This is a genomic window from Ruegeria sp. HKCCA5763, assembly GCF_013034545.1.
Lineage (GTDB): Bacteria > Pseudomonadota > Alphaproteobacteria > Rhodobacterales > Rhodobacteraceae > Ruegeria.
Genome location: NZ_WQGF01000002.1, coordinates 188,058 through 209,361 on the forward strand (window position 1 = coordinate 188,058; position 21,304 = coordinate 209,361).

23 protein-coding genes are annotated in these 21,304 nt (G+C 57.8%); 11 read left to right on the forward strand and 12 right to left on the reverse strand.

Annotated elements, in window-relative coordinates:
- Nucleotides 1–110 precede the first annotated feature (110 nt).
- From GOV89_RS05280 to GOV89_RS05305, 6 genes are all read left to right on the forward strand, one after another.
- Nucleotides 111–893, forward strand: a complete 783-nt coding sequence (locus GOV89_RS05280) for a DNA repair protein (RefSeq protein WP_171179931.1) — start codon at nt 111–113, stop codon at nt 891–893.
- Nucleotides 894–1,015: 122 nt separating this feature from the next.
- Complete coding sequence (radA, locus tag GOV89_RS05285; protein ID WP_171179928.1) at nt 1,016–2,380, forward strand: DNA repair protein RadA; 1,365 nt, start codon at nt 1,016–1,018, stop codon at nt 2,378–2,380.
- A gap of 40 nt (nt 2,381–2,420) precedes the next feature.
- Nucleotides 2,421–3,014 (forward strand): CvpA family protein, encoded by a 594-nt coding sequence (locus GOV89_RS05290; RefSeq protein WP_171237697.1) that lies wholly within the window; start codon nt 2,421–2,423, stop codon nt 3,012–3,014.
- Between the two features lie 654 nt (nt 3,015–3,668).
- Nucleotides 3,669–5,192 (forward strand): amidophosphoribosyltransferase, encoded by a 1,524-nt coding sequence (gene purF / locus GOV89_RS05295; RefSeq protein WP_171179924.1) that lies wholly within the window; start codon nt 3,669–3,671, stop codon nt 5,190–5,192.
- 265 nt (nt 5,193–5,457) lie between these two features.
- The gene (locus tag GOV89_RS05300) at nt 5,458–5,706 is read left to right on the forward strand and encodes a hypothetical protein (protein WP_171234395.1); all 249 of its coding nucleotides are present in this window, start codon (nt 5,458–5,460) and stop codon (nt 5,704–5,706) included.
- A 42-nt stretch (nt 5,707–5,748) separates the two neighbouring features.
- Nucleotides 5,749–6,393 (forward strand): SDR family oxidoreductase, encoded by a 645-nt coding sequence (locus tag GOV89_RS05305; protein WP_171237698.1) that lies wholly within the window; start codon nt 5,749–5,751, stop codon nt 6,391–6,393.
- Between the two features lie 60 nt (nt 6,394–6,453).
- Here GOV89_RS05305 and GOV89_RS05310 read toward each other — a convergent pair whose 3' ends face one another.
- From GOV89_RS05310 to GOV89_RS05325, 4 genes are all read right to left on the reverse strand, one after another.
- Nucleotides 6,454–7,296, reverse strand: a complete 843-nt coding sequence (locus GOV89_RS05310) for an ATP-binding protein (RefSeq protein WP_171179918.1) — start codon at nt 7,294–7,296, stop codon at nt 6,454–6,456.
- 115 nt (nt 7,297–7,411) lie between these two features.
- Complete coding sequence (gene tatC / locus GOV89_RS05315) at nt 7,412–8,293, reverse strand: twin-arginine translocase subunit TatC (RefSeq protein ID WP_171234397.1); 882 nt, start codon at nt 8,291–8,293, stop codon at nt 7,412–7,414.
- The gene (gene tatB / locus GOV89_RS05320) at nt 8,290–8,748 is read right to left on the reverse strand and encodes a Sec-independent protein translocase protein TatB (protein ID WP_171179914.1); all 459 of its coding nucleotides are present in this window, start codon (nt 8,746–8,748) and stop codon (nt 8,290–8,292) included. Before tatB ends, tatC begins: the two co-directional genes overlap by 4 nt.
- Nucleotides 8,749–8,754: 6 nt before the next feature.
- A complete protein-coding gene (locus tag GOV89_RS05325; RefSeq protein ID WP_171179912.1) occupies nt 8,755–8,970 on the reverse strand; it encodes a twin-arginine translocase TatA/TatE family subunit in 216 nt (71 codons plus the stop codon).
- A gap of 222 nt (nt 8,971–9,192) precedes the next feature.
- Here GOV89_RS05325 and GOV89_RS05330 point away from each other — a divergent pair, with 222 nt between their 5' ends.
- Complete coding sequence (locus GOV89_RS05330) at nt 9,193–9,498, forward strand: hypothetical protein (protein WP_171237699.1); 306 nt, start codon at nt 9,193–9,195, stop codon at nt 9,496–9,498.
- A 21-nt stretch (nt 9,499–9,519) separates the two neighbouring features.
- Entirely contained in the window at nt 9,520–10,191 is a 672-nt protein-coding gene (locus GOV89_RS05335; RefSeq protein ID WP_171179907.1) for a YafY family protein, read from the forward strand.
- Nucleotides 10,192–10,251: 60 nt separating this feature from the next.
- On the opposite strand, the gene GOV89_RS05340 is transcribed toward GOV89_RS05335, so the two are convergent.
- The 8 genes from GOV89_RS05340 to GOV89_RS05375 form a co-directional block, all read right to left on the reverse strand.
- Nucleotides 10,252–11,424: a M23 family metallopeptidase gene (locus GOV89_RS05340; RefSeq protein ID WP_171237700.1), complete on the reverse strand. Its 1,173-nt coding sequence runs from the start codon at nt 11,422–11,424 to the stop codon at nt 10,252–10,254.
- A gap of 62 nt (nt 11,425–11,486) precedes the next feature.
- Complete coding sequence (locus GOV89_RS05345; protein WP_171179903.1) at nt 11,487–12,137, reverse strand: protein-L-isoaspartate(D-aspartate) O-methyltransferase; 651 nt, start codon at nt 12,135–12,137, stop codon at nt 11,487–11,489.
- On the reverse strand, nt 12,134–12,916 hold the full coding sequence (gene surE / locus GOV89_RS05350) for a 5'/3'-nucleotidase SurE (protein WP_171237701.1): 783 nt from the start codon (nt 12,914–12,916) through the stop codon (nt 12,134–12,136). Before surE ends, GOV89_RS05345 begins: the two co-directional genes overlap by 4 nt.
- A gap of 114 nt (nt 12,917–13,030) precedes the next feature.
- Nucleotides 13,031–14,161, reverse strand: a complete 1,131-nt coding sequence (locus GOV89_RS05355) for an ABC transporter ATP-binding protein (RefSeq protein ID WP_171237702.1) — start codon at nt 14,159–14,161, stop codon at nt 13,031–13,033.
- 45 nt (nt 14,162–14,206) lie between these two features.
- Nucleotides 14,207–15,259, reverse strand: a complete 1,053-nt coding sequence (locus GOV89_RS05360) for a methyltransferase domain-containing protein (RefSeq protein WP_171179897.1) — start codon at nt 15,257–15,259, stop codon at nt 14,207–14,209.
- Nucleotides 15,260–15,360: 101 nt separating this feature from the next.
- Nucleotides 15,361–16,479, reverse strand: a complete 1,119-nt coding sequence (locus GOV89_RS05365) for a hypothetical protein (protein WP_171179895.1) — start codon at nt 16,477–16,479, stop codon at nt 15,361–15,363.
- 2 nt (nt 16,480–16,481) lie between these two features.
- Nucleotides 16,482–17,261 carry an SDR family oxidoreductase gene (locus GOV89_RS05370; protein WP_171237847.1) on the reverse strand — a complete coding sequence of 260 codons (780 nt, stop codon included), beginning with the start codon at nt 17,259–17,261 and terminating at the stop codon, nt 16,482–16,484.
- 73 nt (nt 17,262–17,334) lie between these two features.
- Nucleotides 17,335–17,697, reverse strand: coding sequence for a nuclear transport factor 2 family protein (locus GOV89_RS05375; RefSeq protein ID WP_171237703.1), 363 nt, complete (start codon nt 17,695–17,697; stop codon nt 17,335–17,337).
- 109 nt (nt 17,698–17,806) lie between these two features.
- Here GOV89_RS05375 and GOV89_RS05380 point away from each other — a divergent pair, with 109 nt between their 5' ends.
- Genes GOV89_RS05380 through GOV89_RS05390 form a run of 3 tightly spaced genes read left to right on the forward strand, consistent with a single transcriptional unit; the run spans nt 17,807 to nt 21,130 of the window.
- The gene (locus GOV89_RS05380) at nt 17,807–19,411 is read left to right on the forward strand and encodes a peptide chain release factor 3 (protein ID WP_171237704.1); all 1,605 of its coding nucleotides are present in this window, start codon (nt 17,807–17,809) and stop codon (nt 19,409–19,411) included.
- Between the two features lie 49 nt (nt 19,412–19,460).
- Nucleotides 19,461–20,204 (forward strand): hypothetical protein, encoded by a 744-nt coding sequence (locus GOV89_RS05385; RefSeq protein WP_171237705.1) that lies wholly within the window; start codon nt 19,461–19,463, stop codon nt 20,202–20,204.
- Complete coding sequence (locus GOV89_RS05390) at nt 20,201–21,130, forward strand: glycosyltransferase family 2 protein (protein ID WP_254451496.1); 930 nt, start codon at nt 20,201–20,203, stop codon at nt 21,128–21,130. Before GOV89_RS05385 ends, GOV89_RS05390 begins: the two co-directional genes overlap by 4 nt.
- Nucleotides 21,131–21,304: the final 174 nt, after the last annotated feature.

Genomic DNA, 21,304 nt, shown 5'->3' on the forward strand with positions numbered 1-21,304 from the left:
GAGCAGTTAAGATTTGTAGTATTCGGGTCCGCAGCGGATCGCCCTAAGTTGTTTGATCTTCCTCCGCTTCGGCCCGGTGTGTTCCGGTTTGAAAAAGGAGTTCGACGATCATGGCCGCCCTCCACAACATCACATTGCAATGTCAGAATGCCTTTTTAAGATTGACTTTTTTACTGATTTGCATGGCGGCCCTGCTGGCCGTTTCAACCACGATGTTATCCGCTGCGGGCGTGTTGCCCTGGCTTTCGATGCAGGCCGGATTCGGCGACGGACCGGCGACGGATGCCGGGATGTTCATCCAGATCGGGCTGACCGCACTGATTCTAATGCTGGCATTCTACCTGCCCGCAAACGCACGAATGATGGCCCTGGAAAACAACCACCGCAAATTTGCCCTCGATATGCATGACATCGCGAACGCGTATCAGATGGCCCATGCCGCTGACCGAGGCGGGCTGTTCATGATGTCCTCCGAGTTCGACGCGGTCAAAGAGCGTATGGCGTTTCTGCGCCAGCACCCTGACCTGCAATCGCTTGAACCAGAGATCCTGGAACTGGCTGCACAAATGAGCCAGATCAGCCAGGAATTGGCCGAAACCTATGGCGACGCGCGGGTCGAACGGGCGCAGATGTTCCTGCAACAACGGCAGCAAGAGATTGAGCTTTTCCAGCAACGTTTGGAAGAGGCTCAGGTCATCCAAAACGAATTGCGCCAATGGACGCGCGATGTGGAAATGGAAGAGACCATCGCCAAGTCGCAATTGGCACGCTTGCGGGATGAACTGTTCGAGCTGTTGCCCGAACTGTCGACTCAGTTGCAAACACCACGCAAAGACAGCGCCTCAAAGGCGTCCAGCGTGGTTGCGATGTCCCCCCCTCGGGCGGCGGAATAGGCGCGTCAGCGCCCGCTGTGGGCGATGGCCCGTTCGGGGCCTGAGGCCGCAGCGCGCCACCGTTGGTGAGGAAAGCCCGCAAGGGCTTGAAGAACCGCCCAAGCTCGGGCACCAAAGGCCGCATGGCAAAAACGACTTCTTTCTCCTGCTCGGCCTGCGGAGCAACACATACGCGATGGTCCGGACGCTGCGACGCGTGCGGCGAATGGAACACCATCGTTCAAGACGTGCCCCTTTCGGCTGGCCCGACCAAGAAATCCCTCGGCGGCAAACGCGGCCAGTCCATTGCACTCACGGATTTGTCGACCGAGGAAACCCCGCCGCCCCGCACCCTTTGCGGGGTCGAGGAACTTGACCGGGTATTGGGCGGTGGTCTGGTCCCGGCCTCTGCCCTTCTTGTGGGCGGAGATCCGGGCATCGGTAAATCCACACTGCTGTTGCAGGCTGCTGCCCGGTTCGCGCGTGCTGGTGTCAAAACCATCTACGTCTCGGGCGAAGAAGCCAGCGCTCAGGTCCGGATGCGTGCGCGTCGTCTGGGTTTGGAGGACGCGCCAGTTCAACTGGCGGCAGAAACCAATTTGCGCGACATCCTTACGACGCTTGAGGCTGAAAAGCCCGGTCTGGCGATCATCGACTCGATCCAGACCATGTGGGCCGATAATGTGGACAGCGCGCCGGGCTCGGTGTCACAAGTCCGGGCCGCAGCACATGAACTGACCACATTTGCGAAACGGCACGGTGTCTCGATCATAATGGTCGGCCACGTTACGAAAGAGGGCCAGATTGCCGGTCCCCGCGTGGTCGAACACATGGTCGACACGGTGCTGTATTTCGAAGGCGAGCGCGGCCACCAGTTCCGCATCCTGCGCGCCGTCAAGAACCGCTTTGGCCCGGCAGACGAGATCGGTGTCTTCGAGATGACTGGCAAAGGGCTGGCTCAGGTCACGAACCCCTCTGCCCTGTTCCTGTCGGAACGAGGCACGCCCAGCCCCGGTTCAGCTGTCTTTGCAGGCATCGAAGGCACCCGCCCCGTTTTGGTCGAATTGCAGGCCCTTGTCGCCCCTTCGCCCCATTCCCAGCCCCGACGCACGGTCGTTGGATGGGACAGCGGGCGGCTGGCCATGATCCTTGCCGTGCTCGAGGCGCGTTGCGGAATCCCGTTTGCAGGCCTCGATGTCTATCTAAACGTGGCAGGAGGGCTAAAGGTCACCGAACCCGCCGCCGACCTCGCAGTTGCCGCTGCGTTACTCAGCGCGCGTGAAGACACCGCCCTGCCAGCCGACACCGTCGTTTTCGGAGAAATCTCGCTATCTGGGGCACTTAGACCTGCCCCGCAGACAGAAAACAGGTTGAAAGAAGCACAAAAACTTGGTTTCACAGCGGCAATTGCTCCGGCAGGTGGCAAAACCGGCACTGTGGCAGGTCTGTCACTCACCCGACCCTCTGATTTGGTTGGGTTTGTTGGCGAAACCTTCGGAGCAGGTTAAAGTCGCGCCCTGAGGGGCAGAAAACGAACAGGCGAGGGCCATGGAAGGTTTTACAATAGTTGACGGGGTCGTCGCCCTGATCATCGTGGTGTCGGGCATATTGGCCTACTCACGTGGCTTCATGCGCGAGGTTCTTGCAATCGCAGGCTGGGTCGCAGCGGCCGTTCTGGCGTTCATCTTTGCCCCACAGGCCGTCCCACTGGTCAAGGAGATCCCCGTTGTCGGAGATTTCTTACGCGACAGTTGCGAGCTTTCGGTCATCACCGGCTTTGCTGCAGTCTTTGCCGTAGCGCTAATCGTGGTCAGCATTTTCACGCCGTTGTTTTCGTCACTGGTGCAACGCTCGGCCTTGGGGGGGCTGGATCAGGCGCTTGGTCTGTTCTTTGGTATCGCAAGGGGCATTCTGCTGGTTGCGATCGCTTTCTTTGTCTACGACACCGTCATGACCGGCCAATCTTACACGATCGTTGACGAAAGCCGCTCGGCCAAGGTGTTCGAACAGTTCAGCGGTCAGATCGAAGAACAAAATCCCGAAGCCGCTTTGGGCTGGGTTACGGCGCAATATGAAGAGCTGGTAGCCAGCTGCACCGCAGACAACGCCCAGCCTGCAACCACGGCACCTGCCGAAGGTTAAGCGTTCATTCGTTTGGATTTCACCGAAAAGCCCGGATTTGTCCGGGCTTTTTTAATGCCGGTCAGTTGAAACCTTCGCCACCACATACGGTGCATCGGATGGTTTTCAGTCCGAAACAGCCATCGCACCGGCTAAAGATGGGTTTACCCAGAATATCGCGACCTTTGGCAACTTCACCAGCACCGTTGCAGATCTGACAAGGCGCACGCCCCATGCCCCGGCAGCGATGACACCGTTGTTTGATGCGTTCCTGCTTGTTCTGTTGAGACTTATGCTGCCACATTCGGGTCCTCTGTGTGCTCTACTACTCCAAACTTGCGGATACTCCTTAGCATGACAGCATATATGTCTGTGCATGTCATCACCTTCGTCACAACACGACTCCGGCGAATATTTCCGCCTGCGGCAATAGGTGAGTGTGATCCTTTGATGACAGCCCGGTCATTAGGCTTTATGTGGAGGCCAACCCGCCACGGAATCGGAGCCACCGATCTTGTTCTTTCTGTATGAATGCGCGCTGGTCGTGATGATAGTCGCCCTATTGGCGTCAATTTCACCTGCTACCAAGACATCCGCATACGCTTTGCAGACGGCCCGTCTCCGAAAAGCGGTCAGTCCTCAGATAAAATCGTCATAGAAGTTGGAGCCCCGTAAATGTGTGGGATTTTGGGAATCGCAAGCCGGACACATGATGTGTTTGCCGAGATCTATGACGGGCTGCTTATGCTGCAGCACCGGGGTCAAGATGCCTCGGGGATCGTGACCTTCAATGGCGAGTTTTTCCGGGAAAAGAAGGCCAACGGGTTGGTCAAGGACGTGTTCAATGCTCAGGACGCCGAAACCCTTCTGGGCCATGTCGGCATGGGCCATGTCCGTTATCCCACCGCAGGTTCGCTTAGCGCGGCCGAGGCGCAGCCGTTCTTTGTAAACGCGCCTTATGGCATCTATCTGGTTCACAACGGCAACATTACCAACACTGCCGAGCAGCGCGAGAAGGTTACCGGCAAATACAGCCGCCATCTGCGCACCACCTCAGACTCCGAGATTCTGTTGAACGTCTTGGCCGACAAGGTGGCGGACGCGATCAAGGTAAACGGCAATGCGGAACCCATCCGCAACCTGTTTGCAGGTGTGAAGATGACGATGGAACGCGTTCAGGGCGCCTATTCCGTGATATGTCTGGTCGCGGGCGTCGGGATGCTGGCCTTCCGCGATCCGTTTGGGATTCGTCCTCTGTCGGTTGCAAAGCGCGAGGTCGATGGCCAGGGCGATGACTATGCGTTTGCCTCAGAAGACGTAGCCTTCGGCATCAACGGCTTTGAAAAGCTGCGCGATCTGCGCCCGGGTGAAGCGATCTTGATCGATCTGGACGGCAACATGCACGAATTCCAGGCCGTCGAAGGCAAGCTGACGCCCTGTATCTTTGAATACGTGTACCTCGCCCGTCCTGATTCACTGCTGGACGGGGTTTCGGTGTACAAAACCCAAATGCGTATGGGGCAGACGCTGGCCAAGCAGATTCAGGAGTCTGGTCTGGAAATCGACCGGATCATCCCTGTACCGGATAGTGCCCGCCCCGTGGCATTGGAAGCAGCCAAGATCACCGGAATCCCCTATCGCGAAGGTCTGGTGAAAAACCGTTATGTCGGGCGCACCTTCATCATGCCTGGCCAGGCTGAACGGCAGAAATCCGTTCGCCGCAAGTTGAACGCCGTTCCGCTGGAATTTGATGGCCACAGCGTTTTGCTGATCGACGATTCCATCGTGCGCGGCAATACCATCAAAAAAATTGTGCAGATGTGTCGCGACGCGGGTGCCAAGAAAGTTTATGTCGCAAGCGCCTCGCCCCCGGTAAAATACCCCAATGTCTACGGCATCGACATGCCGACTAAGGCCGAGTTGATCGCAAACGGAAAAGAGATCGAGGAGATCCGCGAAGAACTGGGCGCGGATGCTCTGTTCTATCAGCATCTGGATGACCTGATCTGGGCCGCCAAAGAAGGCAACCCCGAGATCGACGCCTTTGACTGTTCGTGCTTTGACGGCAATTATATCACCGGCAGCGTCAGCGAGGATTATCTGGACAATCTGGAAAACAGCAGCCGCGTCAGCCAGAAGCGTGCAGACATGCAGGTGCCCGGCGGGTCGTGGAACGCGGCAAAGCTGGCTTCTGGCTAAACGGGTTCACCTTTACCCCCCGGTGCTAAGGGCGGATGATTCGCTTTGGTAACGTGACGACAGCATTCAGTTCGGGCCGTTTCGATGAGTGGTTTTTTGCCACAACTCAGCGGTGAATGCCGTGTGATCTCAGGGGCTTTTTCGTAGGGCATTTTTTTCTCGATGACATCTGTGTGTGATGCGCTTTTGCTTGCGCTTTGGTTTTGGTAGTTGGCCCACACCACTCACTAAAAAGGGGTTTGGGCTACGGTCCAGGCCGCAGATCATGTCGAATGCAACAGTCAAAAGCGCGGCCACCCAGCGGGGCGCGTTGAAGAAGAACTCCGTGTCGGTCCTTGGCGTCTTTGGACCAAAGGCCGAGATGCGGGCCCTCATGCGACTTTCGTCGGGACGAGTAAAAGAGGTCAAAACCGGCAGTCGGGTTGCTTCGGGTACGGTTGTTGCGATTGATGAACATGGCATTATGCTGCGACAAAGCGGCCAGACCAAGCGGATCACCATTCCCGGCAGCTAATCGCGACTTGACGCCCCGCGCGCAGGGGTTCAAACCGCAGCCATGACCGATCAGACCAAAATCGCCCTTATCACCGGGGCCTCTCGCGGGTTGGGCGCTGCCCTGGCCGAAGCGTTGGCGCCCGAATATCATATCGTCGCCGTTGCCCGCACCACCGGCGGGCTGGAAGAGCTGGACGACAGGATCAAGGCCAAGGGTGGGTCGGCAACGCTGGCCCCTATGGACATCACCGATCCAAATGCCATGGCAACCTTGTGCAGAGGAATTCACGACCGTTGGGGCAAGGTGGATCTTTGGTTGCACACAGCGATCCATACCTCGGCCCTGACACCGGCTCATTTCATTGATCCCAAAGAGTGGGCAAAGGCCGTTGACACCAACGCCAATGCGACCTCGGTTCTGATTCCCTACGTTACGCCCCTGCTGGGTGAAAACGGCCACGCGGTGTTCTTTGACGATCCGAAGGTTGGTGAAAAATTCTATGGCATCTATGGGGCCACCAAGGCGGCGCAGATGGCTCTGGCCCGTAGCTGGGCCGCGGAAACCGAACGCACCGGTCCGCGCGTTTCAATTGTCGAACCTGCACCGATGCCCACCGCTGTACGTGCAAGGTTTCATCCCGGAGAAGACCGGGATGCGTTGAACAGCACGGCAAGTGAAGCCGCGCGCATTCTGGCGCTGCTATAGGAAATGGCCCTATCGGGCCATGCCTCCGGCGGAGGTATTTTTAGCCAGATGAAGCTGGGATCAGGCGATATGGACGCCATTGCGCCCGGCCAGATCGACGAAGAACTGCCATGCGACACGGCCCGAGCGCGAACCGCGCGTAGCTTGCCATTCGATCGCTTCAGCCCGCAGGGTATCTGCATCGGCTGACACACCATAGGCCGCGCAATACCGGTCAATCATGGCAAGGTATTCGTCCTGATCACAGGGATGGAAACCCAACCAAAGACCGAAACGGTCGGACAGCGAGACTTTTTCCTCAACCGCCTCGGATGGGTTGATGGCGCTGGAGCGTTCGTTTTCGATCATATCCCGTGGCATCAGATGACGGCGGTTCGAAGTGGCATAGAACACCACGTTCTCGGGTCGGCCTTCGATGCCTCCATCCAGAACGGCCTTGAGCGACTTGTAGTGCTGGTCATCATGACTGAACGACAGGTCATCACAGAACAGGATGAACCGGTACGGGGCGGGGCGCAGATGATTCAACAGGCGCGCGACTGAAGCCATATCTTCACGCTGTAGCTCTACAAGTTTCAGATCCGGGTGATCCGTGCTGAGCGTGCCGTGGACGGCCTTTACCAGGCTGGACTTCCCCATTCCCCGAGCGCCCCACAACAACGCGTTGTTCGCTTTGTACCCGGCAGCAAACCGGCGTGTGTTGTCGAGCAAGGTATCGCGCGACCGGTTGATGCCGACCAATAAGTCCAAATCGACGCGGTTGACCTGCTCCACCGGTTCCAGACGTTCTGGTTCCACATGCCAGACAAAAGCCGGTGCCGCGTTGAAATCCGGCGTTGCCAGAGGCGCCGGTGCCATGCGTTCCAATGCAGCGGCGATGCGGTTCAAAGCTTGGTCGTCCATCGGGTCCTCCGGTCAATTCTGATGGGTTCAAAGCATGTTCTGATTGACGCAACAAGGCCCACCAACGAAAAAGGCGCGCCCAGATGTGGCGCGCCTTTGTTGTTTTCTCAGCAGATTACTTCTTGTCTTCGAACTCCTGCATAAGGTCTTCATCCGCTTCGGCCTCTTCATCGTCGTAGTAGCCGTCGGCGCGCAATTGTTCTTCTCGCTTCCGTTCAACCCGGGCTACCAAAAAGATCGAAATTTCGTAGAGACCATAAACCACAACAAAGAGGATGATCTGAGTGATCACGTCAGGGGGCGTGACAATGGCCGCTAAAACCAGAATGCCTACGACGGCATATTTGCGCACGGCACCCAGCCCTTCGGCGCTGACCAGTCCCGCCTTGCCCATGAGGGTCAAAAGAACCGGCAGTTGGAAGCACAGTCCGAAAGCCACGATGAACTTGATCGTCAGGTTCAGGTATTCCTGTGCTGAGCCCTGGAAAACAACGCTCAGGGGTGCAGCAGTTGCACCATCTGCTACGGCTTCACCTTCGGCGCCGAACTGCTGAAACCCAAGAAAGAAATCATAGGCCAGTGGCGTGACGACATAGAACGCAAAGCTTGCGCCCAGAAGGAACATGAAGGGCGAGGCCAGCATAAAGGGCAAAAACGCGTTCTTTTCCGACTTGTAGAGACCAGGCGCCACAAAGCGCCACATCTGCATCCCTATATAGGGAAACGCCAGAATAAACCCGCCCAGCAACGAGACCTTGATAGCCACAAAAAAACCTTCCTGCGGCGAGATGAAAATCAGGCCGCAATCCTGTCCACGCTCGGTCAGAACCTCGCACAGGGGATTTGTCAGAAAGTTAAAAAGCGGCGTGGCCACGGTAAAGCAGATGATCATACCGACCAGAAATGCCACGACACAGTGTATCAACCGTGTGCGCAGCTCGGCCAGATGCTCGATCAGGGGCGCCGAGGTATCTTCGATCTCGTCGGTCTTGCTCATGTCTTGCTTTCAGTATTCAGCGCGGCTTCGGCCTCTTCCGCCTTGGCCAGTGCGTCGGCGGCTTCCTTGGCTTTGCGCTCGGCAGCGGCACGTGCTGTGGTGGCCTGAATTTTCTTGGCCTGCTCGGCCCGTTCTGCCGCCAGTTTGCCGGTTTCGCTGTCAGGATCGAATTTAGTGGGATCGATGCTTTTTGCCATGTCCTGCGCGGCTTGTTTGACACCGTCCACGGCAGAACCCACAGGATTCGCGGCGGCGTTGAGACCTTTCTTGATCTCGTTCACGCCAGCCTGATCCGCAGCCTCGTTCATGGCGCTGCTGAATTCGCGCGCCATGCCACGGGCTTTGCCGACAAAACGCCCGACATTGCGGAACAGCACCGGCAGGTCCTTCGGCCCCACAACGATCAGGGCGACGATGCCGATGACCAGAAGTTCGGTCCAGCCCAGATCAAACATCTGCGCTTACGCCTTGTCTTTCTCGGTTTCGGGGGTCACGTCCTTGGCGATCTCGGACGCATCCTGTTCCAGCTCTTCCGTTCCGTCCTTCACGCCTTTTTTGAACGCGGTGATGCCTTTGCCAACTTCGCCCATCAGCGAGCTGATCTTGCCGCGACCAAACAGAACCAGAACCACAACGGCGATCAGCAGAAGACCGGGAAGGCCGATATTGTTGAGCATGTCTTTTCTCCTTTTTCGTCGGCGCGAATGAACGCCGGGAATATGAACTGGCTCTGTGTTTACGCCCGGAGGCTTTTTGTAAAAAGAGATCAGAAGCGGATTGAAGGCAAAATTTGATGTGATCTGAAAGAATCTAAGGGCTCGTATTTCTCAACTGACAGGTTTATGTCAGTTGGGTACGCATAAGTAGACGGTATCGAAACCTGGTCAACGGAGACCCAAATGACCCATGTTGCTGAAATCGTCACCTTCACCCTCGCCAATGGCACTACACCGGAAGAGTTTGTGAAGCTCAGCCAAGCCTCAGAAGCCTTTGTGCGCAGCGCACCGGGCTTTGCCCACCGCCAGTTGAGCCAGGGCGAAGACGGTCGCTGGACTGACTATGTCATCTGGACGGACATGAAGGCGGCCAAGGACGCCGCCGCACAATTCCCACAACAGGACTTTTGCGCCGGTATGATGGCGGCCATCAACCCTGAAAGCATTCAGATGCGTCACGAGAAAGTGCTATGGAACATGACTGCCTAGGCGCAGTCTGGGCGGCGTGACATGCGCCGCACGGATCGCCTATTTGATATCATCCAGATCCTGCGCGACGGCAAACTGCACCGTGCGAAGGACATTGCGGACCGGCTTGAGGTGTCGGTCCGCACCATCTATCGCGACATGGACACGCTGGTGGCTTCGGGTGTTCCGGTCGAAGGCGAGCGCGGCGTAGGCTACATGGTGCGCGAGCAGATTACTCTGCCCCCTTTGAACCTGACCCCAGCCGAGCTTGAGGCGCTGAACCTTGGCATGGCCATCGTGGCGGAAGCTGCCGACCCGGAACTTAAAGCCGCCGCCAACGCGCTGGCTGACAAAATCGACGCGGTTCTACCGACGCAGGTTGTGGCCGAAGCTGACACGTGGAAATTCGCAGTCTACCCCTTTGCCGATGCCGCCCGCGGGCTGGCACATATGGCCCCGATCCGCGCGGCCATCAAATCACGCCAGAAACTCCGCTTGTCCTATCGCAGAATCGACGGGGTTCTCACCAACCGCACTATCCGCCCGCTGCACATGGAGTATTGGGGCCGCGTCTGGACCCTCACGGCCTGGTGCGAGCTGCGTCAGGGTTTCCGGGTCTTCCGTATCGACCTGATCGAATCCGTCTTACCTCTGCCGGAAGTCTTTGCCGATGAACCCGGCAAACGCCTGAGCGATTACGACCCAAACGATTGACAGGTTTCATCTTTTCCTAGTCTTTGCGCAAAAAGCATGGCCCGAAACGGGCTATTGCCCTTATTTCAGGTAAGGCTCTGGATCGACTGACTCGAACCCTTTGCGCACTTCAAAGTGCACATAGGCATTGTCTCCGCCCCTCAGCTGCGCAAGCTTTTGGCCACGACGTACCCGGTCGCCTTTCTTGACGGTGATATCATCGACATTGGCATAGACTGTCAGCAGATCGTTCTTGTGCTTGACCACGATGATCGGAACCTGATCCGCGTCCGCCGTAATTGCCGCAACAGTGCCCGCGTCGGCCGCCGTCACCGCCGTGCCGGGTGCCGCTGCGATGTCGATACCTTCATTCTTGCCTTTGTTATACCCACGAATGATGGTGCCGCTTACCGGCAGAGACAAAGCTGAAGACCGCGTATTGGTTGGGGCTTCGGCCGTCACATCGGGGGCCTCGGCCAGCGGCGCAACATCTTCTTCAGGCAGAGGCTGCGTTGCGCTTGGCGGCGTCGGCGTGGGCGAGCCCTGCCCCGGCTCGGTCACTTCCGTTGCCGCAACAGGTGCTGCGGCAGCAGCGCTTTGCCTTGGCGCTGGTTGGTTCTTGACCGGGATCAGCAGAAACTGACCTTCGCGCACGGTGAAATCTGACCCCAACCCGTTCCATTCCGCCAAGGCTTCAACCGGCACCTGATAGAGCCGCGAGATGGTATAGGCTGTCTCGCCCCTCTTCACCTTGTGCCGAACCGGCTCCGGCCCCGAGGTCACTGGAGCCGGGGATGTCGCTGGTTTCGCAGGTTCCAACGTCGTTGTCTGAACCGAGTTTGTATCCGGGGCCTGATCGATTGCATTTCCGGCCACCGAGGCGATATCCACTCCGCTTCCTGCACCCACTGACCGCGGCAGCGCCAGCACTTCGCCTTCGCGCAAGGTGTCGGTTGTCTGCAGACCGTTAAAGCGTGACAATTCCTCTTCCGGCAGGCCCACCCGTGCGGCTACGTCCCGCACCGTGTCGCCTCGTCGGGCGACGACAACCTGATAGTTAGGATAGGTGATCACGCCCCGACTGTCCGGTTTGGGCCGCGACGTAGTGGCCGACAGCGCCGCATCGGTGGTCGAGAACCCGCCGACTTGCCCGCGCAAATCATAGTCCAGAGGCCCTTCACACCCGGCCAGAACTGCCACAGCGACCAGTCCGGTTGCACAGCGGCGCATAGATGATTTGGATACTGCTTTCATAATTCTGTCCTCAAAGCCTGCCCCTGTTTTCCGGGGTTCCGGCGACCAACTCACAAAGCCTGTTACTTCTCGTCCTTCCCAAGTCCCTCAAGCAGAGGCACAAAACGAACTGACGTCAATTCATCATAGTCCAGACCGGTTTCAGTGCGTGTCACTTTGATCAACTGCTGCACCGCATCCGACTGCCCCACGGGTAAAACCATAATACCCCCGATTTTAAGCTGCGCCAAGAGCGGGCCCGGAGGGTCCTCGGCTGCGGCTGTCACAATGATCCGATCAAACGGTGCCTGTTCCGGTAAACCGAAGGATCCATCAGACAACATGGCGGTGACATTGGTCAGGCCCAAATCGGTAAACAGCTTGCCCGTTTCGCTCACCAGCCGCCGGTGACGTTCGACGGTATAGACACGGCGCGCTAGTTTCGACAGGATCGCCGCCTGATAGCCCGAGCCGGTTCCGATCTCGAGCACGGTGTCCCGCGCCCGCACATCCAGCGCCTGTGTCATCAGCCCGACAACCGAAGGCTGGCTGATTGTCTGACCGCAGGCGATTGGCAGCGGCATGTCCTCGTAAGCGCGATCCGCAAACAGGCCAGTGACAAACCGCCCCCGATCCACCTGCTCCATTGCCGCTAAAACACGCGCATCGGTCACGCCCCTTTTGCGCAGGGCAAACAGGAACTGCATTACGGTTTCGGGGTCCAGTCCGCTCATTCGACTGCCTTCAATGCCTCCAGCATGTCATGCGCGGTCAAGTCGGCGCGCATCGGCGTAACCGAAATGTAACCTTCCAAATTGACCGCCGCATCGGTACCCGGCGCCGTCGGGTTGTGCTGATAACCGCCCTTGATCCACAGGAACCGCCGCCCCGAGGGCGAACTGTGTGGCTCGACCGAGAAATGTGTATCACGCCGGAAACCCTGTGCCGCTACGCGTGTGCCCAGCACCTCATCCGCTGGCACAGGCGGGAAATTCACGTTGTAGAACAGGCGGTAATCACCCTGCTCTGTCGGAGTGGCATCCAGAATACGCCGGACCAGGTCGGCGCCAAAGCGCGCAGCGCCCTCAAATGGATCATCCAACCCCAGGTTACGTGGGCCGAAATACTGAGACAGTGCAATTGCCGGCACGCCTTGCAGCGCCGCTTCCATCGCACCACCAATGGTTCCTGAGTAAAGTGTGTTCTCAGCCGAGTTGTTGCCCCGGTTTACGCCCGACAAGACCAAATCCGGCGGGCAGTCCACCATTACATCATGCAACCCAGCCAATACACAGTCCGCAGGCGACCCTTCGGCCGCATAGCGTCGCTCGCTGAGCTTGGCGATCATCGTGGGATGGGTATAGCTAATACAATGCCCGACCCCGGATTGCTCGAAGGCAGGCGCAACCACCCAAACTTCGCCATCCGGTCCGGCAAGTTCGGCTGCGATTGCCTCAAGCGTGATCAAGCCCGGAGCATTGATTCCGTCGTCATTGGTCAGAAGAATACGCATGTGCTCGATTTACCCCCGCGTTTGGCCCTTGATAGACCCCGGTCTGCGTTGCGGCAAGCGACGCAGGCCTGCATTCTGAGGCTTTCGCGCACCACTCAGGCGGAAATCGTCAGATCAGCTTTTGCTGTCAGGGAAAACGAAACATTTGTCACGGCGAATGGTCAGCCACATAACGCGACCCGGCCCCGGTACAAAAACATTTGGAACCGTCGCCTTCAGAATTGAGCCGTCGTAATCCATGCGAAACTCGACAAGGCTCTCATTTCCCAGAAAGCGCGCGCGCTCGACCACACCCCGCGCAGCCACACCATCTGTCGGCGTGGGCAAAGGTCCCTTTCCGTTGCGGTCAAAATCCAGTTTGACATGCTGCGGGCGGAATACAATCTCGACATCCGTGCCGTCCGGGATGCCGGGCGCAAGAAACTGACCAAACGGCGTATCTGCCAAAGCCCCATTCACTTGCGCCCGCAACACGTTGACATCGCTGAAAAAGGCCACGGCGGCTTTATCCGCTGGTCGGGTGTAAACGTTATAGGGTGCGCCTTGCTGCACCACCTTACCACGCCGCATCAGCGCGATCTCATCCGCCATGCGCATCGCCTCTTCCGGCTCGTGCGTGACCAGCAGAACGGCGGCGTCCTCTTCCTTGAGGATAGACAGCGTTTCGTCCCGAATGCCATCACGCAGGCGGTTGTCGAGGCCGGAAAACGGCTCGTCCATCAACATGATCCGGGGTCGTGGTGCCAATGCGCGGGCCAGTGCCACACGCTGCTGCTCCCCGCCCGACAACTGATGCGGAAATCCGTCGATGAAGCGCATCAGGTCTACCTTGCGCAGCAATTCTTCAACCCGGGCGCGTTTTTCGTCCTTGCTGCCCTTCAAGCCAAACGCCACGTTATTGGCCACGCTCAAATGTGGGAACAGCGCGAAATCCTGAAACATCAGACCAATCTCACGCCGTTCCGGCGGCACCCTGAAAACCGTGTCGCAGATCAGCTTGCCATCTACGTAGATCTCGCCCGAGTCCTGCATTTCGACCCCGGCGATCATGCGCAGCGTCGTGGATTTGCCGCAGCCCGACGGCCCCAGCAAACACGTCACCTTGCCCGCCTGAACGGTCAGTGACACGTCATCCACCACAACCCGCCCTTCGAACCGGCGGATAATATCGCGAATTTCCAGACGTGGAGGAGTTACGTTACCTGTCACCGATGGACCCCAATTGCCTTTCCCGATCAAATCCATCGGGCTTAGGCGGGGATAGCAACCCCGCCCCTCAGGTGCAAGGGATCAGCAGCAACCACCGCCCGAAGATGCTGTCTCACCCACGGCTTCGAACGGGCTTTCGCCACCGCAGCCTTCGAAGATGCCGTAATGGGTCGAGAAATCACCGATAAAATCAAAGTGCCGCGCGAAACGCGTATCCTGCAACATCATCCACGTGTTGCCACAGACCGGAAAGACCTTGCCGGTTTCGATGATGTGGTGATCGTCCAGAACAAACTCATGCGGTGCGTTGGGCACGGTGCCCTTGTAGACCACCGCCTGCCCATAGTCTTCGCAAGCCGGCTCCAGCGCGGGTAGTTTGAACAATCGATACGTGGCCGACAGGAACTTAAGCGGTGCCACACGTGCTTCGAGCACGGGATTTTCGATAGTCAACGGACGGTGAGTCTCGCGTCGTGGATCACCGAAACCGGCCTTACGGGCCATCGACAGGAAATCATTCCAGTACAACGCGCCCGACAGGCATTCGCCGTACAGCACTTCATCCTCGGCCATCGCCTGCGGGATACGGCGGTCTGCGTAAACGTCCGAGAAGTACATCTCGCCACCCTCTTTCAGCAGCCGATACGCTCCGCGCAGAACCGCATCCTTGTCGGTCGCCAAGTTGATCACGCAGTTCGACACTATGATGTCGAACGATCCGGGCTCCAAATCCAGCTCATCCAGCTTTTCGATATAACCGTGATGGAATTCTACATTGCTTTTGGCGTGGCCAAAGGCTTGGGCGTGATAGTCCTGATGCGCACGGGCAACGTCCAATTGCTCGGGCGTCATGTCCACACCGACAACCCGCCCGTTTTCACCCACCATAGCCGACAAGGCATAGACGTCACGCCCCGCGCCGCAGCCCAGATCGAGGATCGACATGCCCTCGAGATCCAGAGGCGCGATCAGACCGCAGCCGTAATACCGGGTCAGCACGTCGTCATGGATTTTCGAAAGGATCTTTTTGACATGATCCGGCATGTCATCAGGCGTACAGCACGCGTTGGTCTGCAAGTCCGCGCTGCTTTGCAGGACCTCACCATAGTAATTCTGCACCGACTCGTGCTTCATCGCAGTCTTCCCCTCAAACATGGTTTCTTCGCAGGTAATGCAGCAAGCCGCGCCAAGCAATCCAAAGCCTTTGCTTTTGACAAAAGCGTGAGTGTTTCTTTTCAGGTCGAGCCCAGCAATTCGAAATCCACGCCCGCGCGGACCTTGCCGTTCACCTGCACCTCAAGCCGATGTGCGCCGGGCACCAGTTTGAACGTTGTGGCGTCGCCCTTCAGCTTGTGTCGTTTACTCAGGTGCAAGTGGCCATTTTTAAGCGACGCCTGTTTGAGTTTGTGCACTTTGGCTGAGATTTTTCCACCAGGACGTTGGAAATGAACGATATAATCCACCAGAACAGGCTGCTCGCCTGCGCCGGTCAGGGCAACTGAAAACTCCAGCGCCCCGCCTATCCGGGCCTCTGAGGTCAGATCCACTGACACCGCCACCTTGGCCTCAGGGTCATACCCCAAAACCTTCATCGCCTCGGGGTGTCCTGCTTTGACCAGTCCGCGCAACGTATGTGAGGTCATCCAGTCCAACTCAGCCACGTTCTGCCGTCCATCAGCGCGCCACTTTTCCAAGCGTTCCAGAACCAGATCAGGGTTTTTCTTGGTGATGTCGTTCAAATGATTGGCCACAGACCGGGTAACATAGCGTGTGCCGTCCCCGTGCAGCCGGTCCAACAGCGGCAGCGGATCTGCCAGATCAAGACCAATCCCCTGTCCCCAAGGCAACCGGGGCCGCGTGCCCTCGCTCACCAACCGGCGCACATGATAGCTGTCATGGCTGCACCATGTCTGCATTCGCTTTAGTACGGCGTCTGGATCATGGTTCAGAAACGGGCGAATGGCCCATTCCATGGAAAACCGCTGGGTCAACTCTTCCAGCACATCCAAAGCCAGATCAACGTGATCCAGCCCGATCTCTGCAACCCACTCGCCCAACGGTCCAAAAATGAAATCCCCGAAATCATCATCTGTCTTCGAGGGGTCCAAAGGCGGCGGCAAAGCGCGCAGGATGACAGGGGCAACCGCTGGTAAATCGCCCGGCACTGCCTGTTGCAGGCAGTCTGAAATCCACACCATTCTCTCTTTCAGTTCCAGTTTCAGCAGGCGCGACATAACCTGCGCATGAAACGCCTCGGCATCAAAAGACGCGTCAGCTGCATCAAACAACCCCGCGAGATAGCGGGTTTTTTCCGCATTAAACAACTGGTCTTTTAAAGAGAAATTCTGAGCCATCTTTACATCGTCATGTTTCCGGCGCCACCGTCCAGCAGAATGTTCTGCCCAACTATGAAACCCGCCTGTTTCGAGCAGAGAAACGCGCAAGCAGCACCAAATTCCTGCCGTGTACCGTAACGACGTGCAGGGATAGTGGCGGCTCGATTTGCACGCGCTTGATCGATCGAAATACCTTGTTGCGCTGCGACACTGCCATCCAAAGAATCCGCCCGATCGGTGGCATGAATGCCCGGCAACAGGTTGTTGATATTGACCCCAAAGGGCGCAACCTGACGCGACGTACCCGCCACGTATCCAGTCAGCCCCGTACGCGCTGCATTCGACAAACCCAAGGCCGGGATCGGAGCACGCACCGACTGTGAAGTGATGTTGACGACACGCCCCCATCCTTTGTCGATCATTCCGGGCAACAGTGCTTTCATAAACGCAATTGGCGTTAGCATGTTGGCATCCAACGCCTCAATGAAATCATCACGATCCCAGTCTGACCACAGCCCCGGAGGGGGACCACCTGCATTTGTCACAAGAATATCAACGCCCTGCGCGGATTCGATCACCTGGGCCTGACCCTCGGCAGTTGTCACGTCACACACGACGGCTTGCACCTCGACGCCGTGCTCTGACCTTAGTCGCGCGGCCTCAGCCTCCAACGCGTCAGAACCACGGGCGTTCATCACCAGATCAACGCCCGCTTCTGCCAGAGCCTCTGCGCAGCCCAGCCCCAATCCCTTGCTGCTGGCGCAAACCAGCGCGCGCTTTCCTTGAATTCCCAGATCCATCGGATCCTCCCTGTCAGTCATTGCCGCATGTCTAGCACCGGCCAGACAGGGAAGACCAGAAACGGATCGTTGATCAGTAAAAGAACTCTTCTCGCACGATTTTGCCGTCGGCCACGTGGTAAACGGCCACCTCGCGCATATCAAAGGCTTCGCCGGTTTCTTTCACAGTGCCTTGCACTTCGAAGATAACGGCAAAGCGGTCGTCGCCATGGGGAAATGGATCACTGACTGATGCGCCCGACACGTCATGGACGCTTTCCCACCACTCATGCTTGCCACGTATGGCTTCCACACCGTGGGTTTCGCGCCCCATTCCCTGAAAATCCTGCCCTTCGATCGAAACAGCATCCGGAGCGTATAGCTTTGACAGGTTTTCCTTGGCGCGATCCTCACGGCATCCGGCGACCAGTTCATCTGCAATCTCTTTCAAATTCATTGATCCTCTCCATTATTTGTTCACTATATGTTCTTATTGCCATACCCTCACGATTCGAACCACCCCCTTTGTCTTGCTTCGGCAGGTTTCCCCGCATATACGCGCGCTCATGCTTGATACCTCGAACCAACCCACCCTGCCGCCCGAGATTGCCCGCCGCCGGACATTCGCCATCATCTCGCACCCGGATGCGGGCAAGACGACGCTGACGGAAAAGTTCCTGCTTTACGGGGGCGCGATCCAGATGGCCGGTCAGGTGCGCGCCAAGGGCGAGGCACGGCGGACACGGTCTGACTTCATGCAGATGGAAAAGGATCGGGGCATCTCGGTCTCGGCATCGGCGATGTCGTTCGACTATGACAATTTCCGCTTCAATCTGGTGGATACGCCCGGTCACAGCGACTTTTCCGAGGATACCTATCGCACGCTGACTGCGGTAGACGCGGCCGTCATGGTGATCGATGGTGCGAAAGGTGTGGAAAGCCAGACACAGAAACTGTTCGAGGTTTGCCGCCTGCGCGATCTGCCGATTCTGACCTTCTGTAACAAGATGGACCGCGAAAGCCGCGATACGTTCGAGATCATCGACGAGATTCAAGAGATGCTGGCCATCGACGTCACGCCAGCCGCTTGGCCGATTGGCGTGGGCCGTGACTTCATCGGCTGTTACGACATGCTGCGCGACCGGCTGGAGTTGATGGACCGCGCAGACCGCAACAAGGTGGCGGAAAGCATCGAAATCAACGGGTTGGACGACCCGAAGTTGGCCGAACATGTGCCCGAGCATCTGCTGGAAAAACTGCTGGAAGAGGTCGAGATGGCGCGTGAACTGCTGCCAGCACTTGACCCGCAGGCAGTTTTGGAAGGTCACATGACCCCGATCTGGTTTGGTTCGGCGATCAACTCGTTTGGCGTCAAAGAGCTGATGGAAGGTATCGGTGCTTATGGCCCACAGCCGCAAGTTCAGTCGGCTGAACCGCGTCAGATTGCGCCCGATGAAAAGAAAGTCGCAGGCTTTGTCTTCAAGGTTCAGGCCAATATGGACCCCAAGCACCGCGACCGGGTTGCCTTTGTCCGTATGGCTTCAGGTCACTTCAAACGTGGTATGAAACTGACGCATGTGCGGTCCAAAAAGCCCATGGCGATCTCGAACCCGGTGCTGTTCCTTGCATCCGACCGCGAACTGGCGGAAGAGGCTTGGGCCGGGGACATCATCGGCATCCCGAACCACGGCCAACTGCGCATCGGTGACACACTGACCGAAGGCGAAGCACTGCGCGTGACCGGTATTCCTTCGTTTGCGCCGGAACTGCTGCAGGGCGTGCGTGCGGGCGATCCGATGAAAGCCAAGCATCTGGAAAAAGCCCTGATGCAGTTTGCCGAAGAAGGCGCGGCCAAAGTGTTCAAACCCTCGATCGGGTCGGGCTTTATCGTCGGCGTCGTCGGCGCGCTGCAATTCGAAGTGCTCGCCAGCCGGATCGAGATGGAATACGGTCTGCCCGTTCGGTTCGAGGCGTCGCAATTCACCTCGGCCCGATGGGTCAGCGGTGACAAGGCCGAGGTCGAGAAGTTCGTCAACGCCAACAAGCAGCACATCGCACATGATCATGACGGTGACATCGTCTATCTGACGCGCCTGCAATGGGACATCGACCGAGTCGTGCGCGACTATCCGGCTCTGAACCTGACTGCGACAAAAGAGATGATGGTGTGATCCAACTGGCTGATTGCGCAGCCGAACCAGGCTGTGCAATCCTGCGCGCATGAGTGACGACGAACTGACCTATCCCGGTGGTCTGCCGGACATGCTGGACAGCTATGAGAACCGGCGCAGTCCGTTTCAGTTCGGCGCCCTCACCCTGCCTGATCCCGACGTCGATCTGGATGATCTGGCCGAACGCACGGTTCCAGACAGCGCCACCGAAGTGCCGGCCGGACGCAGCACCACATGGGATCGCAAACGCGCCCAAATCGCACGCGAATTCGTCGGCCAGTCGGAATTGGCCTTCCTGAACGCGCAATTGATTTCGAACCTTAGAAAACGGTCTTTTCCTCGCCACGCGCCAACCCTATTCTGCCGGTTGTGGGACGAACAGTCCGATCACCTGCTGGCCACACTCGACCTGCGCTGGCTGGTGTCTTCGGTTCAGACATTTGCGGACCACGGCCAGACGGCGACACAGCGCGAGGTGGGTCACGCGTTGCGGATGCTGTTTGGTCTGATGAAGCTTTACGAGTTTGAACGCCTATTCTCGGGCCTGGCCCCGGATACACCCTTTCGGTTCGAGGACAAAAACCATGTGGATTTACCCTTCGAAATGAAGGGTTTTTCCTTTGAAAAAGGCGGGTTGGACATCAATCTTATCGCCCCAATTTGGACCCGAGCGATGCACGACCCGACCATCGCGCCGTTGGTCGATCATCTGATGACGGAACTCAACAAAGACCCAGGCGGTGTCTTTCGCCGCCTGCAACGGATGCGCGACGCGCGCGCGACGCGCGCATGAGCACCTGGGGCATCGTCTCGATGGTTCGGGGCCCGACCGAGAGCGTACTGCGGTTCGTGGCCCATCACCTCGAACTGGGCGCGGACTTTATGTATATCTACATGGACGAACCCAACCGGCGCACCTTTCGGGCGCTCAGGATGCACCCCAAAGTGCGCGTGCGGGTCTGCGACGATGCGTTTTGGGAAAAGCGAGGTCGCGCAAGGCCGGAAAAGCATCAGGTCCGTCAGACGGTTCACGCGACATTTGCCTATCGCAACACGCCCCTGGATTGGCTGACGCATATCGATGTAGACGAGTTTCTTTGGTCCCCGACCCCGATCGCCGAAGTGCTGGGCAACGTGCCGCCCAACCTCAACGCCGCACGCGTCCGCCCTATGGAAGCCCTGGCTGGCGGTGACGATCTTTATAAGGCACACATTCCGAAGGGGTCCAACCGCGAGGCATTGGTCGAAGCGATTTACCCTACCTATGGCGCGTTTGTTCTGGGTGGTTTTCTCAGCCATGTGCAGGGCAAGCTGTTCGTTCGCACTGGCTTGAAATACCTGAACTTCCGCATCCACAACCTGTTTCAGAACAAAAAGCTACTGCCTTGCAAATACGAGTTGCCCGAGGTCGAGCTGTGCCACCGGCACGCACCGGATTGGGACCACTGGATCGGACATTACCAGTTTCGTATTGATCGCGGCTCGTATCAGGCAGGCATGGCACCCAACGTACCGCGCGAACAGGGTGGTTTGAACAAAAATGAACTGCTCAACTGGATCGAAGCCGAACAAGGCAAAGACGGGCTGCGCGCGTTTTACGATGAGATGAGCGGAGCAGACCCCGAAGTCCGTGCCCGTTTGGAACAGCACAACCTACTGCGTCACCGCCCATTGGCTCTGGACGAAAAACTGGAGAAACACTTCCCCGGAACCTGCTGAATTGTTGCGGAAAATCCCGCGAACATTTTGCGTGCCCCGCACTAAGCGGACTTCATTTGACCCTGACCTACGTTTTTGTTATGTCCGCCCCCAAGCCGAATAGGCGCATTGCGCGCATGGCCATCCGGGCCCGGCACATCTTTGACGCGCGGGCCAGGTCAAGTGTCCGCAAAA